Consider the following 17711-nt stretch of genomic DNA (forward strand, 5'->3'; position numbering starts at 1 on the left):
AATTGCTTATGAGATAAAATAACGAATGATTAAACTGAACTGGCTAAGTTTTTACTGCATTATCTTTTATTATCTGGCGGTACATCGCAGGGCTCACACCCTTTCGGGCATGAAATACTCTTACAAAAGTACTATAGGATAAATACCCAACCTCATAAGTAATATCCGTAATGGACATTTTTGAAGAGGTTAACAGACTGCAGGCATTTTCGATGCGCAAGTCTCTTAAGAAAGCGTGAAAGCTGATACCCAGACATTGTTTAAAGCTGGTACTGATGTAGGGTTCGCTTAAATAAAAAAGTTGTGACAGGCTTTTTAAAGTAATATTGGTATTCCAGTTTTTATAGACATAATGGATGATGGACCAGGTATCATTACCCATTGTGGTCCGAAGACTGTTATTTTCTTTTGCAACAAGGGACCTTCTATACCGGTCAAATAATATAAATAATTCCACTATTTTGGCTTTCAGCATAAAATTTCTCCAGATTTCATCTTCTTTAAATTCTGCATGTATCTCACTTAAAAGGGTAAAAACTTTCTCTGATGTATCTTCATCCATATCATAAATTGTCCTGGCGTTTAAGTCTATATCAAATAACAGCTTATTCATAACAAGTCCGTATTCATCCTGATCAAATAAAGTTTTGGCGGAAAGACAAAGATTGTATAGGTGTACTTCTGAACCCTTAATAATATGCATTTCATGAATCTGGTACGGAAATATGACTGCAAAAGTACCGGGTTTCATAATATGTTCTATCCCATTTATTTTTTCAATACCCTGCCCTTCAAATACGTAATGAAGTTCTAAAAAACTATGTCCGTGTGGATATACATCATTTTTTATGTCATGAATGGAAATTTCAAAAGAGAAGTTATTATCTTTTTCCGTTAGATATAAAGGGAGCATAAATTAACCTCTTTCCTTACGAGTAAGCCCGTAATTATTCATTCCGCTTTCAATATATCATGAACGAAAAACGAGTTCATGATCTTGTAGCTCCAATCGGAATATATGAGCAAGCTCAAAATTCCTCATTCCGCTTTCATTATAATATAAACTGTAAATAAGTTCCACAGGTATCTTGCTGATAAGAATTACCTAATAGCTTTCGGAGCCGAAAGTCTGTTTAAACCCTAACAGTTAAAGAAATGAGAGGTTTTCTAAAAAAACTGCAATGATTTTAAAAGTCCAAATGTATATAATTCAGTTATCACAGGAAAGAAGAGGTAATTGTATCCATGGAAGGCAAGCTGTTTAATATTCAAAAATTTTCCATACACGATGGACCTGGTATACGAACGACTGTTTTCTTCAAAGGATGCAATCTCAGATGCAGGTGGTGTCATAATCCGGAATCCATACATAAAGAGAATCAGATTGAGTTCTATCCTGAAAAATGTATTGGCTGCGGTGCATGCTATCAGGTATGTGCTGCCGGGGTGCATTATCAGAATGTATATGGGGAGCATCAGATGGACCGGTTAAAATGTACCGGATGTCTGTTATGTGCAGAAACCTGTTATTCCAAAGCGTTGGTTGGCGTAGGTTTAAATGTAGATACCACTTATCTTCTGAATTCTATTCTGGAAGATAAGCCATATTATGATAATTCTTCAGGAGGAGTAACCTTTTCCGGAGGAGAAGCTATGCTGCAGATTGATTTTCTGGAAGAAATCATAACGCTATGTAAGAATAAGGGGATTCATACTGCAGTGGATACCGCCGGATGTGTTCCTTGGAGTTATTTTGAAAGAATTCTAAATGTGACGGATTTATTTTTATATGATGTAAAAGCTGCAGATTCGACCCGGCATAAACAACTGACCGGTGTGGAGAACCAATTGATCTTGGACAATTTGTATAGGCTGTCGGATGCCGGAAAGGAGATAATTGTTAGAATCCCTTTCATTCCGGGTCAGAATGAGGATCAAATCGAAGAAATTGGGAATATACTAAGGCATTTAAAAATAATAAAGGTTGAAGTAATGCCGTATCACAAACTTGGTAACAGCAAATATAAAGCACTTGGCTTGAAGTATGAATTACATCAAACCCAGACACCAGCAGAGGAAACGGTTGATAAAGCTGTTGCAATAATAAATAAATGTGGATTAAAAACCTGTAAAACATAAATAATTAAGGAGGAGCATTATGTTAAATACGGATAGGGTTTTACTGTCACCATTATACGAGCAAAGAATACATAATCTGCACGAAGATAAAATTAAAATCAATGAAACCAAACTAAAACACTTTGGCTCATTGGATTTTGATGACTGGGGATTTGTATATTATCCGGATTTTAAGTTTGAGGTCAGGCCCAATCATAAATCAGGAATTGTATGTGGTCCGCTTGCCATTGGGGAACATTTAAGAAGATTTTTTAATGAAATTCCCAAATATATCAATAAAAACAGTGCACTGGCAGGAGCATGGATCGAGCCTATTATCAACTATGTGCCGATTGAAATAGCACCGGAGGACCGGCCGGAGGAACTTTTTGAAATATGGAAAAAGTATGATACCCGTTCCGGTTTTGGAGGAATGAATCATTGTGCAGGTGATATGACGATAGGTTTAAAGCTTGGATGGGGCGGTTTGTTAGAAAAAATAAGATATTTCAGAGAAATAAATGCTCCTTCGAATGGGGAATTTTATGACGGGGAAGAACAGGTTGTGTTAGGAATGCAGGAGTGGATTACGGCACTAGCCAGGATGGCCCGTACATTGGCTGAAGCAGAAACAGATCCGGTAACCAGGGATAATTTATTAGAAATGGCAGACATAAATGAATGGCTTATTTCAAACCCACCCAGGACTTTAAGGGAAGCCTGCCAGTTCATTGCACATTTTCAGACATTGGACCGCACCTATTTTGTAGGGGGAGCTCTTGACCAGCTGGATGAGGTATTAAGACCGTATTATGAAAAGGACAGTAAGAAAAGCCTTGTGACGGATGAACAGGCAGTATGGTATATAGCCAGTTTGTTTTTTAATGATACCCATTATTCCCAAATCGCCGGGCTTACACCGGATGGAGAATATGATATGACAAGCAGGATGTCTTTTGTTATTCTGGATGCCATGCATGCTTTGTCTATCCCTGCAAACATAGCATTAAGGGTTCATGATAAAGTAAATCCCGATCTGTTAAGGCGTTCTTTGGAATATACCATAGAAGACGGATCCGGTGTCAGTTATTCCTGTAATGTAGGATGTGAACAGGGTTATACCAAAAATGGTTATCCATTGCAGCTTGCCCGGAAAAGAACAAAAGTCGGATGCAACTGGACCTGTATTCCGGGAGAAGAATATCCTCTTCAGGATGTTACCAGATGTAATCTGGGATTTGCCCTGTATTATGCACTCCAGGATATCAGACAGGGAGAACCTTCTTTGGAAGCTTTGTTTGAACGGTTCTGTTTTCATACCAAAACCATCGTAGACAGCATTAAAGCCGGATACGATAAACATTATGAAGTAATGGGAAGAAATAAGCCGGAATTAGTCTATAACCTGTTTATGCACGGTCCTATTGAGAGAGGACTTAATTGCTCGGAAGGCGGAGTGGATATTTTAAATTTTAACATCGATGGGGTAGCTTTGGCTACTGTTGCGGATTCTTTAGCCGCAATTGAGCAGCGTATTGTAAAAGAGAAACGGATTACCTGGCAGGAATTATTTGATGTTCTGGATAACAATTATGAGGGACGGAGAATATCCGGCTCATGTTGAAAAATATAAAAAGATTTGGGACTCCGGACTCTTTTGCCAAAGCCTGGGCGTTAAAAATACGTGATTATTTTGTCTGGTGCTGTAAAAACGAGGGAACACCCAAATACCATCTTCCTATTATTCCGGGTATGTTTTCTCATGGATCCATTCAGGAATTGGGTTCCAAATTGCCGGCTACACCCAATGGAAGAAGGGACGGGGAGCCGATTTCCCATTCCAATGAACCGGATCCGGGATTTGCCTTGGGATTACATACCTTTTCACCAACCCTAAAAGCTAATGCGGTAGCACTTGTGCAGCCCGGTTACGGCAATTCCTCACCTCTGCACCTGGATATTGATATGGATCTGTTAGACACGGAAGGCGGCATAGATGCCCTGATAGCTTTAATCCATGCGCATAATCAAATGGGAGGGACGTTAATAAACTTAAATTGCCTGACAAAACAAAAACTTCTTGAGGCACATGAAGATCCTCAGAAACATCCGGATTTGATAGTGCGTGTAACGGGATACTCCGCATTTTTTGCCTCTCTTTCCAAGGAATACAGACAGCAGATTGTTGACAGGTTTTTATCGGCTTAAAAATAAAAAATTAAAAGATCGGAGGAGTTATTATGTTAAAGGTAGCTTTAATTAGTAAGTGGCATGTACATGCACAGGGGTATGCTGAAACTTTAAGAACATTTCCGGATGTAACCATAACCTGTGTGTGGGATGAAGAACCGGAAAGAGGAAGAGAATGGGCTAAGTCTTTGGAGGTTGATTTTGAAGAGGACTTGAATAAGATTCTTGCCAGAGATGATGTAGAGGGTGTAATTATTTGTTCTCCTACAAGTAAACATGCAGAAATTATGAAAAAAGCCGCACAAGCGGGAAAAAACATTTTTACGGAAAAAGCAATGGCACTTACTAAAAAAGAATGTGAAGAAATCACTGCTGAAGTAAAAAAAGCAGGAATTAAGTTCGGAATTTCCTTCCCGGCCCGTACAACACCGGCAAATCTGTATGTAAAAAGTGTTATCGATTCGGGGTTAGTCGGAAAAGTAACGCTTTTAAGAATCCGGAATGGCCATGATGGAGCCACCCGTAACTGGCTGCCGGAGTACTGGTATGATGAAAGTAAAGCAGGCGGGGAGCTATGATGGATCTTGGCTGCCATCCTATGTATCTTTCCAGCTGGATTTTAGGTAAACCGGTAAGGATTTCCTCCATGTTCAGTTACTTTACAGACAGGACGGTTGAAGATAATTCCGTCTGTACCATAGAATTTGAGAATAAAGCGGTAGCTATTGTGGAAACAAGTCTTGTTACCTACAAGACTCCCTCCATGGTCGAGGTTTATGGAACAGAAGGAACTTTAATTATTTGTGATAATAACATTCGACTGACTTCAAATAAGATGGGAGAAGAATTTGACGGTTGGGTAACACCTGCCAAACTTCCACAGGCTTTACCCCATCCATTACGACAGTGGGTTGACGGTGTGTTATACAATAAACCGATTCTCTATGACGAAGAAGCAGGAACCAGACTTACAGAGCTATTGGAAGCTGCCTATATCGCCCATAAAGAAAAAAGAGAGGTACAAATGTGAAAGATTATATAAATCTTTCCCTCACGGGGGTGTGCCTGTGTAATTCTCGGCACAAATTTCAGGTGCGCTAATAATATGCGCAGGAATGGAGTTAATATGAGTAAAAAATTAAGAATTGGGATTATCGGAACGGGCGGTATAGCCCATGCCCATATGGCGGCTTATTCGAAATTTGAAGATGTAGAGGTAGTAGGCGGAGCGGATATCGTACCGGGAAAAGCAAAAGAGTTTATGGAAAAATGGAACCTGCCGGATGCCAAAGCATTTGAAAGTGCCAGGGAATTGATAGAAAATGTAGAAATGGATGGGGTAAGTATATGTACTTATAACACGACTCATGCGGAATGTACGATTGCCGCTTTGGAAGCCGGTTTACATGTTCTGTGTGAAAAGCCCATGTCCTTTACCTTACAGGAAGCAGTGGATATGGTGAAAGCTTCTAAGAAAGCTAATAAAATTCTGACGATCGGATTTCAGCCCCGTTATGATATAACCCGCCGCAAGGTAGATGATATCATACGTTCCGGAGCACTTGGAACGGTTTATTATATTCAAAGCGGCGGCGGGAGAAGAAGAGGGATTCCCGGCGGCACCTTTGTTGATGGGGATAAAGCCGGGTATGGCTGCCTGGGTGATATTGGCTGTTATTCCATCGATCAATGCCTCCATGCCGTAGGATATCCGAAACCTCTAACCGTATCAGCGGTGGCTACGGATTATTTCGGGAAAAACCCGAAGTATTTTTCCGGTGCGGATACTTTTAATGTAGATGATTTTTCTGTTGCTTTTGTGCGTTTGGAAAATGATATGACTTTTCTTTTTAAACAGTCCTGGGCAATGCATGCGGACACCTTAGGCGATACATTATGGCTTGGTACCGAGGGCGGAATTAAGATTAAAAATGAATTTGATTACGGTAATAAACCGTCCCGGGTTATGTATTTTACAGATGTAAACGGACAGAATATCGATAGTTTCGTATTACCCTCTTTACCCTTTAATGCGTATGAATCACCAAAAGAAGTGGATATTTTTGAAGCAAAAGTCCGCGATTTCTGTGATGCAATTATAGAGGGACGTCCGGCTCCCATTCCCGGAGAAGAAATCATATATAATCAGGCAATTTGTGATGGGATTTACCGTTCCGGTAAATTAAAAAAGGAAGTTGAAATTGTTATACCAGAATTGGATTTTTAAATGATACGAAGCCTATCCGTTTCGGCAAATAATTAAGTCACTATAAGAATAGCGCCTATCCGATTAAAGACAGGGCGCTATTTTTATCTCTTCATTTTCGATCAACAATTAGTTCAAATGAATTTATATTGGAATACAGGTCCAAACATCCGGTATTTCCACAGTCACATTTAGGACCGCTGAAATGAATGGAGGTATGACCGATTTCACCACTTTGTCCAATGATTGATTCCAAATAAGAATATTGGGAAAAAAGTTTTTAAAATTTGGTGTATGTGTTATAGTATAAATAAAAGAATAGATTATTTGCTATAATGACTAAAATGTGTAGCAGCAGTAAATAGAAATACAACGTAATTGATATAAATGATCCGCATTTTTTAAACGATATATACTTTATGCTATAAAAAAGACACATTTAACTATAAAATATGAGTATATTAAACAGACTTGTACAATTATAATTGACATTGCAAGTAGAAAAAATCTTAAATAGGAGGTATTTTTATGAAAAAGAAATTAGCGTGCTTCGCAATGACAATTGTAATGCTTGGAACAACATTACTTATGGGGTGTTCCGGTTCGGTGAAAACCAATTCACCGGACAGCACTGGGGATACTAAAACGGATAAAACCGCAGACAGTACCGTTCAGAGCGAAGACAGCAGTTCCGGTTCCGGTGAACCTGTAACTATTAAATTTCAAACCTGGAATCCGGGGGATGGGGCATCCTGGGATGAACTGCAGGCAGATTTTGAAGCGAAAAACCCGGATATTAAAATTGATTATGTGTACATGCCTTATTCCGATCACATTGAAAAATTAAAAGTTGATCTGGCAAGCGGCCAGGCAGCAGATGTATTTGGTATGCAGACCGGTGCTACCATCAAAGAATTCCGTGATTTTGAAATGGATCTGACCTCTAAGGCGGAAGAATCCTGGGGCAGTGACTGGCAATCCGGTTATCTGGATTTTTGTATGAAGCTTTTAAATGAAGACGGTCATTTTTACGGATTGCCACTGGGGTTAACCTATGCCGGTTTCGCATGGGCGGATGTTAATATGCTATCGAAATACGGCCTTTCAGTACCTAAAAGTTTAGACGATTTAGTTAAAGTATCAAAAACTTTACGTGATAACGGTCAATATCCGCTGGCTATCGGAGCGAAAGATGCCTGGATTAATATTGATACCTGGATGAATATTGCAAATGATATTAATTCTGAAAAATTATATTCCGCAATTGAAGGAAAGACATCCTTTGAAGATCCGGATTTAGTAAAATCTTTTGAAATCTGGCAGTCCTTATTTACAAATGGTGTATTCCAGGACGGCGCCTTTGGTGTTAATATGTATAGTGATACCACGGACCTGTTCCAGAAAGAGGGAAGCATACCTATGATATTAAATGGTTCCTGGGCAGGCGGTGTATATGTAAGTGGTGATCCGGATGAAGCTAAGGTGTTTAACGGTGACGGTGCCAATCATGATGTATTTCTGATTGACTGGAATAATGACGGAAAACCTGCACCGGCTACAGCTTCCGTAGATGTCAGCTTATGTATTAATAAAGATACAAAAAATGCGGATGCCGCATGGAAATTCTTGGATTACATGTTACATGACGGACAGGACATTTTAGTAAATAAGTACTTTACTTATTGCCCGTCCAGAACAGATTTAAAGCTTAACGTAGAGGGTATGAGCCAGGATGGACAGGATAATTTAACTTATATTTGTGACCAGGCAGAAAATAATCTCGGCGGTTACAGAGAAATGGCATATCCTGAATTAAAGCAGAAAATTTCAGATACTCTGACTGCTTTGGCATTAGACAGTACGAAACCGGAAGAGGCAGCTAAAGATGTGGAGGCGGCTTCCAAAGCACAAGCCAGATAAAGAACATATTTGATAAGGAACTTTAAACAAGTCCGGTTCAGTTAGATGGGGTTTGCTTAAAGTTCCGATCAAAAGGTAAGGAGAAGAATCGTCATGAAAAGAAAAGAGTATTCCGGGTATCTATTCATCCTGCCGCTTGTGATACTGTTCTTAATATTTATTGTTTATCCAATTGTTTATAATTTTATTATTAGCTTTTATAACTGGAATGGCATTAGTATTGAAAAAGACTTTGCGGGATTTAGCAACTATTTTGCACTTTTTATAGATCCGATAATGATAAGGATAATTAAAAACTTTATAATTTTTGCTTTTAGTACAATTATCATACAAGCGTTTTTCGGGTTGATTTTTGCATCTTTATTTATGAATAAACTAAAATTATCCGGATTTTACCGTATCATTTTTTATATTCCCGTTATTGCGACACCTGCTATTGTGGGAAATATATTTTCTAAAATATTCGAAACCAACCGGGGATATTTAAACCAAATACTTCGCCTAGCAGGATTGGATTCTTTGACAGGGCAGTGGCTGGCGGATCCAAAACTTGCCCTTGGCTGTATTATATTCGTAAATATATGGCAGTGGACTGGTTACAGTATGCTTTTATATTATGCAAATATGCTGAATATCCCACAGGATTTATATGAAGCAGCTACCATTGACGGTGCAAACAAATTTCAGCAGTTTACTAAAATTACATTTCCACTTCTTAGAGGTACCCATTTTACCTTGTTTATCATGGGTATGTTAGGTTCACTTAAATGCTTTGATTTGCCTTATGTGCTCACAAAGGGCGGTCCCAATTATGCGACTGAATTTTTATCCACCTATATATATAAACAGTCATTTAGTTTATTTAATCAGGGTCAGGCTTCGGCATTAGTTGTTATAATGTTTTTAATTGCTATGTTTATTACAATGGTGCAATTGAAATTGTATTACAGAAATGATAAAGATAAGGAGTTGGCAGGTTGATGAGAAATTCACTGATTTACAAAATTTTTGGACAGCTTATTTGTATGATTGCAACCGTCTTATTTTTATTTCCATTAGTCTTAATGCTAATACGTTCATTTGGCGGCAGCGGGATATATAACTATGTAAAGGTCTTTAAGGCTGTTAATTTAGCTCCGAATTTCGGTACCAGTTTAATCGTAGTTTTTGGTACGCTCCTTATTGTATCACTGGTCGCTACCATGGCAGCATTTGCATTCTCTAAACTGGAATTTGCATATAAGAAAATCATTTATTACATAGTGCTGACAGGAATGATGATTCCGACTTCCGCGTTAATATTCCCCCTGTTTCAGATAGTAAAGGGGATGGGATTAAATAATACGCCATTTTCTCTAATTTTGCCCTATGCAACTTTAAATTGCTGTTTTAATTTAATGATATTAAAGAATTATTTCGATTCTTTGCCAAATGAACTGCTGGAAGCAGCCAAAATTGACGGAGCGGGTACAACCAGAACATTTTCCACAATAATGATGCCTTTGGCAATACCGGGACTGGCTTTTGTATTGATTCAGACATTCCTTTCAGCCTGGAATGAACTTCAAATGGCATTGATATTTATTAATGATACGAAAGTACAGCCAATTTCCGTAATTCCGTTAAGGTTTACACAGACAGCAGGGGTTCAGGGATTTCCGCTGGAAGTAATGTTTGCAGCGTTGGTAGTATGTCTGTTTCCCATTGCCGTATTTTATATCTTTGGTTCCAGATTCCTGATTACCGGGTTAACACAAGGCGCAATAAAAGGATAAAAATAATCGTATAAATACTAACCATATAAATACCAATTACATAATACCAGAGGATATGCATGAGCGAAAATAAAGTTGTAAATTTAAAAATCCGTAATAGTCTGAGTGCAAAAGTGAGTTTAATAAATGCTTTTATTATTTTAATAGGTTTTATCATTATGATTTTTGTTACTGCAAAGATCAATTATAATTTATCTGTTAATAAAGAAAAGCAGATGATGGATGTTTATCTTTCAAACTCACTTAACTCTGTTGATAACAAGCTCAAAGATATGGGCAGGGTTTCTTTGATGTGTTTTTCCGATAACCAGACTCAGGATATTTTAAAAAATTATGACTCCTTTACTTATATGGAAAAATTGTCAAGTGATACTTACCTGAACAAGCTATATACATCCCTGGTAACGATCCGTGATGATATCAGCGGTATTTATATGTTTGATTTCAATAACCTTATTTTTCATCAGGATTCTTATGCTTCATCTTTTCGAAGAAAATATGATATTAAAAAATACATAAAAAAATTAGAAACTATTGAGCAAAATGATGAGAATGTTTCAGGCTGTAAACTAGCCTTAGGAAAACAGCCGGAGTTTATGAGATATTCAATAAATTCTATAAAGAATAAGCTGGATGAGAATTGCCTTTATTTGATCCGGGGAATTAAGAGTTTTTCCCCCAATGTACAAATAGGGTACATTCTGCTTACAACACCTGTAAGAGTCATGGATGATATTTTAAAAGAATATCTGTCTCCTGACGCACCCTATCTGCTGATTACGGAAGATGGCTCCATTGTCTGCAGTGATAAGGAAAATATGATAGGAAATAAATTAAAGCAGGAAATGCCCCAGGTATTCCGTAATATAACGAATAAAAGCGGCAGTTTTCGGGCAGCCATTCATAATGACTCGTATCTGTTTTCTTATCAAAAATCAGAATACAGCAAATTAATATTAATAACGGGAACCTCAAATAAATTATTAAGTTTACAGTCGATGGAATTTATTAAGATCAGCCTGATATTCTTTGCAATTATGATACTGGCGGCAGTAGTACTGGTTACCTATCATACAAGAAAAATGTTACATCCCTTACACAAACTTTCACAGGCTATGTCAAACTTTAACCAGAATGATATGAGTGTAAGATTTTCCATTGAATCAGGTGATGAAACCGGGCAATTGGTGGCTTCCTTTAATACCATGATGGATATTATCAATGATTTGATTGAATTGGAATATAAAAGTAAAGTCAGTTTAAGAGAGGCTCAGTTAAATCAGCAGAAAATGTCCCTGCTGTATTTAAAAAATCAGATTAATTCCCATTTCCTATATAATACGCTGGATAATATAAGAACCAAAGCGGAGATACAGGGGGATAAGGATGTGGCTTATATGATTATGCTTCTGGTTGATTTTTTCAGATTAAGTGTTAAGGCTGACAGCCAGCTTGTATATATACAGCATGAGGTCAAGCTGATACAGGTTTATTTTAATTTGATTTGCTGCCGTTATCCCAATCTGCAATGTAATCTGGATGTAGATACTTCGCTGGATCTTGTGAAGATACCCAACTTCATTTTACAGCCTTTGGTAGAAAACAGTCTGATGCATGGTCTGAAAGGAAATGGTTATAAAGGACGTATTCTGGTGTCCATTCAACAGGATTATGCAAGGGAAGGTTACATTATAATCAAAGTTTATGATAACGGAGTTGGTTTAAGGGAAGAAAACAGGTATTGCTTTGATAAAATGCTGGCATCAGTGGGTAAGGGGATATTGGATGAGAACATGAGCGAAGATAATCACATTGGAATTCTTAATGTACAAAGGCGTCTGCTTATGTATTACCCGGAGGAGAAAGGACTTATTTATACGGAAAATCCGGAAGGCGGAATTACGGTTACTATAATTATTAAAAAAGAGTTAGATACGAATAATGAAAATACAGGAATACCGGAGAAAGCAGCTGAATCTAGTAGCTTTTGACACCAGAATCGTAGAATATAATAATAGAATAGGAGAGAATATTATGAAATTGAATTTTGACACTTATAAAGATAAGGTAATGGGATGTTGGGCTGGTAAAAATATCGGCGGTGTGTTAGGTGCACCATTTGAGGGAATAAGACAGGTGAATGAACTGGATTTTTACACACAGGATTTATCCATGGGACCGCCGCCAAATGATGACCTGGATTTACAGATTGTATGGCTGGCTGCAGTAGAACGTTACGGCCGTAATGTAAATGCCTCCATACTTGGAGAATACTGGCTGTCTTTTGTTATTCCGAACTGGGTTGAATACGGTACCGGTAAAGCAAATCTCCGTGCCGGTCTGCAGCCGCCTCTGTCCGGTTTGATTGATAACACCTATAAGGACAGCTGCGGTTGTTACATCCGTTCCGAAATCTGGGCTTGTCTGGCACCGGGACATCCGGAAATAGCAACCAGATATGCTTATGAAGATGCCATAGTGGATCATTCTGGCGAAGGAATGTACGGAGAAATATTCTTTGCAGCTCTTCAAAGTGCGGCATTTGTTGAAAGTGACACCATGAAATTACTGGACATTGCATTATCCTATATACCGGAATCCAGTAAAACAGCAAGAGCAATAAATAAAGCAATAGAATGTTATAAAAATAAAGTTGATTTCTATGAAGCAAGAAAGCAGATACATAATGCTGCACCCGGCACTTTTGGTATACAGGGTATAAAATTATCCGAAATAATAGAAGAGGGTAATGAGGGAATGGAGATTGGAGCTTCAGGTTTCGATGCCCCTGAAAATGTAGCCTTTACCGTAGCGGCCTGGTTATATGGTGAGGGAGATTTCGGGAAAAGCTTATGCCTTGCCGTAGCCTGCGGAGAGGATACGGACTGTACCGGAGCTACTTTGGGAGCAACCCTTGGCATAATAAGCGGAGCAGCAGATTTACCTGCTAAATGGACAGCACCGTTGGATGATAAGATTGTGACACTTTGTATCGATAAAACCAGCAGGGGTATATGGGTTCCGTCAACCGTAACCGAATTGACAGAGCGTGTTTTGCGTACTATGCCGCTGTTTTTAGGACAGGATATCTGTGACATATTTGCAGAAGAGGGTATGACTGTTGATTGCAAGGCTGGAAAAGAACTTTATTGCAATAAGACAACGGATTACCTGTTGTATATTAATGGAAACGGTAAAAGTGAGGAGCTTCCTATCAGGGATTTATGCAGTTTGTCTCCTTATGTAATACGTTATTCTTTCCCGGCTTTCCAGGTTATGATTGATTATATGGATTCCGTATTTTTCAAATCCGGAGAAAACCGTAAAATTAAAGTAACCGTTGTAAACTCCCATACCATGCGGCAACAGCAATGGGCGGCTATAAAGGTATTTATGCCTGCAGGAATTCAGATGCTTAACGGGCGGGTGTAGAGCTTCCTTTGAATAATCTGTATGGTTCTAAAGCAGAAACCGTGTTTGAGTTTAATGCAGATCTGTTTGACGGAGCAAAATTAGAATTTATAGTGGATGTATCCTTAGCAGGAAGACATTCATCCGGTTCCATGAAAGTAACTCTTATGAGAAACAACTAACAAGTTTGGTAAATACTAAAATTCAAATTACAACAGTTGGTGGTGAAGCTTATGAAGAAATTGAAAGTAATGATTGTTGATGATGAGGTTACCATTGTAGAGGGGTTTAAGCGGCTTTTTGACTGGGATAAACACGGATGTGTTCCGGTTTGTGAAGCCGGAGACGGAATGTCTGCCATAAATCAGGCAAAACTATATCAGCCGGATATTATTATTATGGACATTAATTTGCCTATTGTAAACGGTCTTGATGCCATAAGTATGATACGTGAGCAAAACCCAAATATTACTTTTATTGTGATAAGTGGTTATGATGAATTTGAATATTGTCAGGAAGCATTAAGATTAAAGGTTAAAGATTATATTTTAAAGCCGGTTAAGTATGAAGAGTTGGGTAAAGTAATTGATCACATCCGGATGGAGCAATTTCATGTTGTAGTGGATCATAAAACTACGGTAACAGAAGAAATTAAAAATGAAGACAGCAAAATAATTTTCCGTTTCATAGCATACATACAGGAGCATCTGGTAGAGGATATTAATTTACAGAAATTATCCCTGGAATTTCACATGAATCCTGCTTATATCAGTCAGTTATTTAAAAATGAAACGGGAATCAATTACCACTCCTACCTTACCAGATTACGGGTTAATAAATCAAAAACCTTACTCACAACAACCGATAAGAGTATTTCGGAAATAGCCACAGCTGTTGGGTTCAGTGATTACCGCGTATTTACTAAAATGTTTAAAAATTATACAGGTATGACCCCATCCCAATATAAAAATCATAGTGATTATTCAGCCACAGCGGTTCTGACGAACAACAACGCGTGAATGGGATTGTTACTATGCAATTATGCAAATAAAATACTACGGAATGGTCTATAAAACATGTTTCTGCGGAATATGTTAAAATGAAACAATGAAACACTTAAAGGGCTGTATAAACGGTATAAAATCTCTCTGAATAGTATTGATACTAACTATTACAGGGTTATAAGCTGTTTTGTACAGTCCTTAAAATTTATTAAGAAAGGACTAATATATGGAATTAAAATTATCTTGTGCAGATTTTACATTTCCGTTATTAGAACATAATGACGGCTTAAAATTAATAAAAATGATGGGTTTTATGGGTGTTGATATCGGTCTTTTTGAAGAACGCTCCCACTTAAGGCCTTCTACGGAATTTGCAAATACCAGAACAAATGCTGGAAATTTAAAGAAAAATCTGGATGAAGCAGGCTTAAAGGCAGCGGATATTTTTATGCAGACAGCACCGGACTTTTCGTTAATTGCACCGAATCACCCGGATAAACCGGTACGAATGAAAAACAGAGACCTATTTTTACACACCTTAGAATATGCTTCTATTTCGGGAAGTGAGCATATTACGGTATTACCGGGGGTAACCTTTGCAGACGAGGAATATGAAAAGTCCTTAAACCGGTGTTATTCCGAGCTTACCTGGAGAATAGAAAAAGCAAAAGAATATGGTTTAATATTTGGAATTGAAGCCCATGTGGGTTCGATTGCAGATACCCCGGATAAGGCACTTAAATTGCTTCAAAATGTTCCGGGACTTACTCTTACTCTTGATTATACCCATTTTACCAGATGCGGTATTCCGAATGAACAGATTGCCGTTCTGCTTCCCTATGCTTCCCATTTTCATGCCAGAGGAGCCGCTCCCTGTAAACTGCAATGTACAGTTTCAGAAAATACAATCGATTATCACGGTATTGTAAAGCAATTAAAAGCGCTTGATTACAAAGGGTATATTTGTTTGGAATATACCTGGGATGAATGGGAAAATTGTAACCGGAATGATAATGTAGCTGAATCCATTCTTCTTAAAAACCTGATTACAGAAGCTTTTAATGAATAAAAACTGGGGCTCAGAAGGAATTTCTTTATTGGCTGTTCCTGTTTTTGAACCAATATAGAATGGGAGGCAAACAGATGATACTTCCAACCAATAAAAGAGAATAATGGAAAGCATTCAGCATCCATATAAATTGGGCAGGATCAAAGATGCCATTTCCATCCGGGATAAAAAAATCTGCTGTAAATTGGTATGAAATGATAGGCGAACAAAGTATTATTAGTAATCCAAGTAAGAATGGAATGAGCATTCCTGCTTTAACAGGTTTGCTCTTCTCAGCAATGACATCGGGTATTTCTATTAAATCACATTTACAATCACTGCAGGTCTTATACCCTTCCTGATATTCATTTTTACAAACCGGACATATCAACATAATTAAACCCCCTGATTGGTTTTCAATTTATCATAAATTCACTCTTATTTTTGATTTTATTATATATTACTTAATGTGATATTACCACTATAATTTACCAATTAGTTATGCGGATATTAATAAAAATATTTTAATCATTAGTGAGTTATGGTATAGTTTGGTTATGCTTAAGTCATAATTTAAGCGATTGCTTATCCTTTTTTACAGAAATATTTTGTTACGGGAATTACATTAAGAAGCGTTAAAGGATAGATATTAGGCAGTTGCGAAACTAGATTATATTCAGAAAACTAAATAGTTTCGCAATTGCCTATTATACTGAATTACAGAAAGGAAAATTAATTATGTTAAGACTTAAAGTCAGCAGAAACCAACATTTTTTATGTTTGGAAGACGGCTCCCCGTTCTTCTGGTTAGGTGATACCGCCTGGGAATTATTTCACTGCCTGAATACAGAGGATGCAAGGACTTATTTTAAAACCAGGGCAGCTTCGGGGTTTAATGTAATCCAGGCAACCATACTTGCAGAAATTGACGGACTTACCACACCCAATGCCTATGGCCGTTATCCCTTAAAATTCAATGAAAAGGGAGAGTATGATCCCTGTCTTTGGGATACGGACGGAGAGTATTCTTATTGGGATCATGTGGATGCAATTCTTGATATGGCAGAGGAGGAAGGGCTTTATGTTGCCCTCCTTCCAACCTGGGGGATAAGTATTTTCTTGCACACGGCGTAGGACCGGTTATTTTCACACCCGAAAATGCATTGGAGTACGGTCGTATGATTGGAAAACGTTACGGTAACCGGAATAATCTGATATGGGTTTTAGGAGGTGACCGTACTCTTATGGCTTATGAACATTTTCAGGTAAATGAAGCCCTCGCCCGGGGAATTATGGAGACGGAGGGAAAGAAACATCTGATTACCCTCCATCCGGGGGGATACCAGTCCAGTACCCGTTATTTCCCTAATGCATCCTGGATTAATTTTCATATGATTCAGTCCGGACATACTTGCCGTAATCTTAAAAATTATGAATTTGTCCAGCATGATTACGGGATGATACCGATAAAACCGACCTTGGATGCCGAACCCCGTTATGAGGACCATCCGATTGACTTCAAACCTGAGAACGGATATTTTGATCAGGCAGATGTTCGTCAGGCCGCCTATTGGAATGTGTTTTCAGGAGGATTTGGACATACCTACGGTCATCATAGTGTATGGAAAATGAACCGGGAATTTTCTGCCTATTTTCCGCTGTGCTGGAAAGACGCCCTGACCCGTCCGGGGGCGGAACAGATGCGGCATCTAAAAGAGTTGATATTATCAAAGCCGTTTTTTGAGCGGATTCCCGATCAAAGCCTCGTTGCAGAAAACTATGCCGGTGCCAATTATATTGCTGCGACCAGAGGTTCTGATTATGCATTTCTTTATGCACCAAACGGTGTGGATATCAAGGTGCGGATGGGGATCTTAACCGAAAAAACAGTAAAGGCCGAGTGGTTTTGTCCCAGAACGGGAAGCTATGAGCCAATCGGTATTTTCCCAAATGAAGGGGTACGGGTTTTTTCACCTAAATTGCGGGGACGTGATTGTGACATTGTGCTTTGCCTTACGTCTGTAAATGAATAAGCTATA

19 protein-coding genes are annotated in these 17711 nt (G+C 38.3%); 16 read left to right on the forward strand and 3 right to left on the reverse strand.

Translation table 11 applies throughout. The annotated features are described in order from the left end of the window. Window positions 1–43: 43 nt before the first annotated feature. Window positions 44–913, reverse strand: coding sequence for an AraC family transcriptional regulator (locus tag Ana3638_RS10195; protein WP_161837924.1), 870 nt, complete (start codon window positions 911–913; stop codon window positions 44–46). Window positions 914–1245: 332 nt separating this feature from the next. Between Ana3638_RS10195 and Ana3638_RS10200 the strand changes: the two genes are divergently transcribed. The 6 genes from Ana3638_RS10200 to Ana3638_RS10215 all read left to right on the forward strand — a co-directional run bounded on the left by Ana3638_RS10200 (window position 1246) and on the right by Ana3638_RS10215 (window position 6535). Next, a complete protein-coding gene (locus Ana3638_RS10200; RefSeq protein WP_161837925.1) occupies window positions 1246–2139 on the forward strand; it encodes a glycyl-radical enzyme activating protein in 894 nt (297 codons plus the stop codon). Window positions 2140–2158: 19 nt separating this feature from the next. Further along, window positions 2159–3742, forward strand: coding sequence for a pyruvate formate lyase family protein (locus tag Ana3638_RS10205; protein ID WP_246240967.1), 1584 nt, complete (start codon window positions 2159–2161; stop codon window positions 3740–3742). Continuing rightward, a complete protein-coding gene (locus Ana3638_RS25080) occupies window positions 3736–4326 on the forward strand; it encodes a glycine radical domain-containing protein (protein WP_246240970.1) in 591 nt (196 codons plus the stop codon). The genes Ana3638_RS10205 and Ana3638_RS25080 overlap by 7 nt, the downstream gene beginning before the upstream one ends. 32 nt (window positions 4327–4358) lie before the next feature. Then, the gene (locus tag Ana3638_RS24660; RefSeq protein ID WP_202621594.1) at window positions 4359–4886 is read left to right on the forward strand and encodes a Gfo/Idh/MocA family protein; all 528 of its coding nucleotides are present in this window, start codon (window positions 4359–4361) and stop codon (window positions 4884–4886) included. Beyond that, window positions 4883–5338, forward strand: a complete 456-nt coding sequence (locus Ana3638_RS24665; RefSeq protein ID WP_202621595.1) for a Gfo/Idh/MocA family protein — start codon at window positions 4883–4885, stop codon at window positions 5336–5338. Before Ana3638_RS24660 ends, Ana3638_RS24665 begins: the two co-directional genes overlap by 4 nt. Window positions 5339–5434: 96 nt before the next feature. Then, the gene (locus Ana3638_RS10215) at window positions 5435–6535 is read left to right on the forward strand and encodes a Gfo/Idh/MocA family protein (RefSeq protein ID WP_161837926.1); all 1101 of its coding nucleotides are present in this window, start codon (window positions 5435–5437) and stop codon (window positions 6533–6535) included. A 91-nt stretch (window positions 6536–6626) separates the two neighbouring features. Here Ana3638_RS10215 and Ana3638_RS26755 read toward each other — a convergent pair whose 3' ends face one another. Continuing rightward, window positions 6627–6770 (reverse strand): ROK family protein, encoded by a 144-nt coding sequence (locus Ana3638_RS26755; RefSeq protein WP_161837927.1) that lies wholly within the window; start codon window positions 6768–6770, stop codon window positions 6627–6629. A 272-nt stretch (window positions 6771–7042) separates the two neighbouring features. On the opposite strand from Ana3638_RS26755, the gene Ana3638_RS10225 reads away from it, so the two are divergent. From Ana3638_RS10225 to Ana3638_RS10255, 8 genes are all read left to right on the forward strand, one after another. Next, window positions 7043–8434, forward strand: a complete 1392-nt coding sequence (locus Ana3638_RS10225; RefSeq protein ID WP_161837928.1) for an ABC transporter substrate-binding protein — start codon at window positions 7043–7045, stop codon at window positions 8432–8434. 93 nt (window positions 8435–8527) lie between these two features. After that, a complete protein-coding gene (locus Ana3638_RS10230; protein ID WP_161837929.1) occupies window positions 8528–9415 on the forward strand; it encodes a carbohydrate ABC transporter permease in 888 nt (295 codons plus the stop codon). Next, window positions 9415–10209, forward strand: coding sequence for a carbohydrate ABC transporter permease (locus Ana3638_RS10235; RefSeq protein WP_161840515.1), 795 nt, complete (start codon window positions 9415–9417; stop codon window positions 10207–10209). Before Ana3638_RS10230 ends, Ana3638_RS10235 begins: the two co-directional genes overlap by 1 nt. A gap of 59 nt (window positions 10210–10268) precedes the next feature. Further along, window positions 10269–12200, forward strand: a complete 1932-nt coding sequence (locus tag Ana3638_RS10240; protein ID WP_161837930.1) for a sensor histidine kinase — start codon at window positions 10269–10271, stop codon at window positions 12198–12200. Between the two features lie 43 nt (window positions 12201–12243). Then, window positions 12244–13641 (forward strand): ADP-ribosylglycohydrolase family protein, encoded by a 1398-nt coding sequence (locus Ana3638_RS10245; protein ID WP_246240972.1) that lies wholly within the window; start codon window positions 12244–12246, stop codon window positions 13639–13641. A gap of 8 nt (window positions 13642–13649) precedes the next feature. Next, a complete protein-coding gene (locus Ana3638_RS25085; protein WP_246240974.1) occupies window positions 13650–13802 on the forward strand; it encodes a hypothetical protein in 153 nt (50 codons plus the stop codon). 51 nt (window positions 13803–13853) lie between these two features. Further along, the gene (locus Ana3638_RS10250) at window positions 13854–14639 is read left to right on the forward strand and encodes a response regulator transcription factor (protein WP_161837931.1); all 786 of its coding nucleotides are present in this window, start codon (window positions 13854–13856) and stop codon (window positions 14637–14639) included. Between the two features lie 211 nt (window positions 14640–14850). Further along, on the forward strand, window positions 14851–15693 hold the full coding sequence (locus tag Ana3638_RS10255) for a sugar phosphate isomerase/epimerase family protein (protein ID WP_161837932.1): 843 nt from the start codon (window positions 14851–14853) through the stop codon (window positions 15691–15693). Window positions 15694–15718: 25 nt separating this feature from the next. On the opposite strand, the gene Ana3638_RS10260 is transcribed toward Ana3638_RS10255, so the two are convergent. Continuing rightward, window positions 15719–16066 carry a hypothetical protein gene (locus Ana3638_RS10260; RefSeq protein WP_161837933.1) on the reverse strand — a complete coding sequence of 116 codons (348 nt, stop codon included), beginning with the start codon at window positions 16064–16066 and terminating at the stop codon, window positions 15719–15721. Window positions 16067–16410: 344 nt separating this feature from the next. Here Ana3638_RS10260 and Ana3638_RS25705 point away from each other — a divergent pair, with 344 nt between their 5' ends. Further along, a complete protein-coding gene (locus Ana3638_RS25705) occupies window positions 16411–16806 on the forward strand; it encodes an apiosidase-like domain-containing protein (RefSeq protein ID WP_202621596.1) in 396 nt (131 codons plus the stop codon). A 44-nt stretch (window positions 16807–16850) separates the two neighbouring features. Next, the gene (locus Ana3638_RS25710) at window positions 16851–17705 is read left to right on the forward strand and encodes a glycoside hydrolase family 140 protein (protein ID WP_408609507.1); all 855 of its coding nucleotides are present in this window, start codon (window positions 16851–16853) and stop codon (window positions 17703–17705) included. Window positions 17706–17711: the final 6 nt, after the last annotated feature.

Origin of the sequence: Anaerocolumna sedimenticola (assembly GCF_009931695.1) — a bacterium.
Lineage (GTDB): Bacteria > Bacillota > Clostridia > Lachnospirales > Lachnospiraceae > Anaerocolumna > Anaerocolumna sedimenticola.

What these genes read in the sequence shown, in the direction of transcription:
- Ana3638_RS10235 (WP_161840515.1), top strand. Translation starts at nt 9,415, where the DNA reads ATGAGAAATTCACTGATTTACAAAATTTTTGGACAGCTTATTTGTATG.
- Ana3638_RS10255 (WP_161837932.1), top strand. Translation starts at nt 14,851, where the DNA reads ATGGAATTAAAATTATCTTGTGCAGATTTTACATTTCCGTTATTAGAA.
- Ana3638_RS10230 (WP_161837929.1), top strand. Translation starts at nt 8,528, where the DNA reads ATGAAAAGAAAAGAGTATTCCGGGTATCTATTCATCCTGCCGCTTGTG.
- Ana3638_RS25080 (WP_246240970.1), top strand. Translation starts at nt 3,736, where the DNA reads ATGTTGAAAAATATAAAAAGATTTGGGACTCCGGACTCTTTTGCCAAA.
- Ana3638_RS24660 (WP_202621594.1), top strand. Translation starts at nt 4,359, where the DNA reads ATGTTAAAGGTAGCTTTAATTAGTAAGTGGCATGTACATGCACAGGGG.
- Ana3638_RS10205 (WP_246240967.1), top strand. Translation starts at nt 2,159, where the DNA reads ATGTTAAATACGGATAGGGTTTTACTGTCACCATTATACGAGCAAAGA.
- Ana3638_RS10245 (WP_246240972.1), top strand. Translation starts at nt 12,244, where the DNA reads ATGAAATTGAATTTTGACACTTATAAAGATAAGGTAATGGGATGTTGG.
- Ana3638_RS10200 (WP_161837925.1), top strand. Translation starts at nt 1,246, where the DNA reads ATGGAAGGCAAGCTGTTTAATATTCAAAAATTTTCCATACACGATGGA.
- Ana3638_RS25705 (WP_202621596.1), top strand. Translation starts at nt 16,411, where the DNA reads ATGTTAAGACTTAAAGTCAGCAGAAACCAACATTTTTTATGTTTGGAA.
- Ana3638_RS10240 (WP_161837930.1), top strand. Translation starts at nt 10,269, where the DNA reads ATGAGCGAAAATAAAGTTGTAAATTTAAAAATCCGTAATAGTCTGAGT.
- Ana3638_RS10250 (WP_161837931.1), top strand. Translation starts at nt 13,854, where the DNA reads ATGAAGAAATTGAAAGTAATGATTGTTGATGATGAGGTTACCATTGTA.
- Ana3638_RS10225 (WP_161837928.1), top strand. Translation starts at nt 7,043, where the DNA reads ATGAAAAAGAAATTAGCGTGCTTCGCAATGACAATTGTAATGCTTGGA.
- Ana3638_RS10215 (WP_161837926.1), top strand. Translation starts at nt 5,435, where the DNA reads ATGAGTAAAAAATTAAGAATTGGGATTATCGGAACGGGCGGTATAGCC.
- Ana3638_RS10260 (WP_161837933.1), bottom strand. Translation starts at nt 16,066, where the DNA reads ATGTTGATATGTCCGGTTTGTAAAAATGAATATCAGGAAGGGTATAAG.
- Ana3638_RS10195 (WP_161837924.1), bottom strand. Translation starts at nt 913, where the DNA reads ATGCTCCCTTTATATCTAACGGAAAAAGATAATAACTTCTCTTTTGAA.
- Ana3638_RS24665 (WP_202621595.1), top strand. Translation starts at nt 4,883, where the DNA reads ATGATGGATCTTGGCTGCCATCCTATGTATCTTTCCAGCTGGATTTTA.
- Ana3638_RS25710 (WP_408609507.1), top strand. Translation starts at nt 16,851, where the DNA reads ATGATTGGAAAACGTTACGGTAACCGGAATAATCTGATATGGGTTTTA.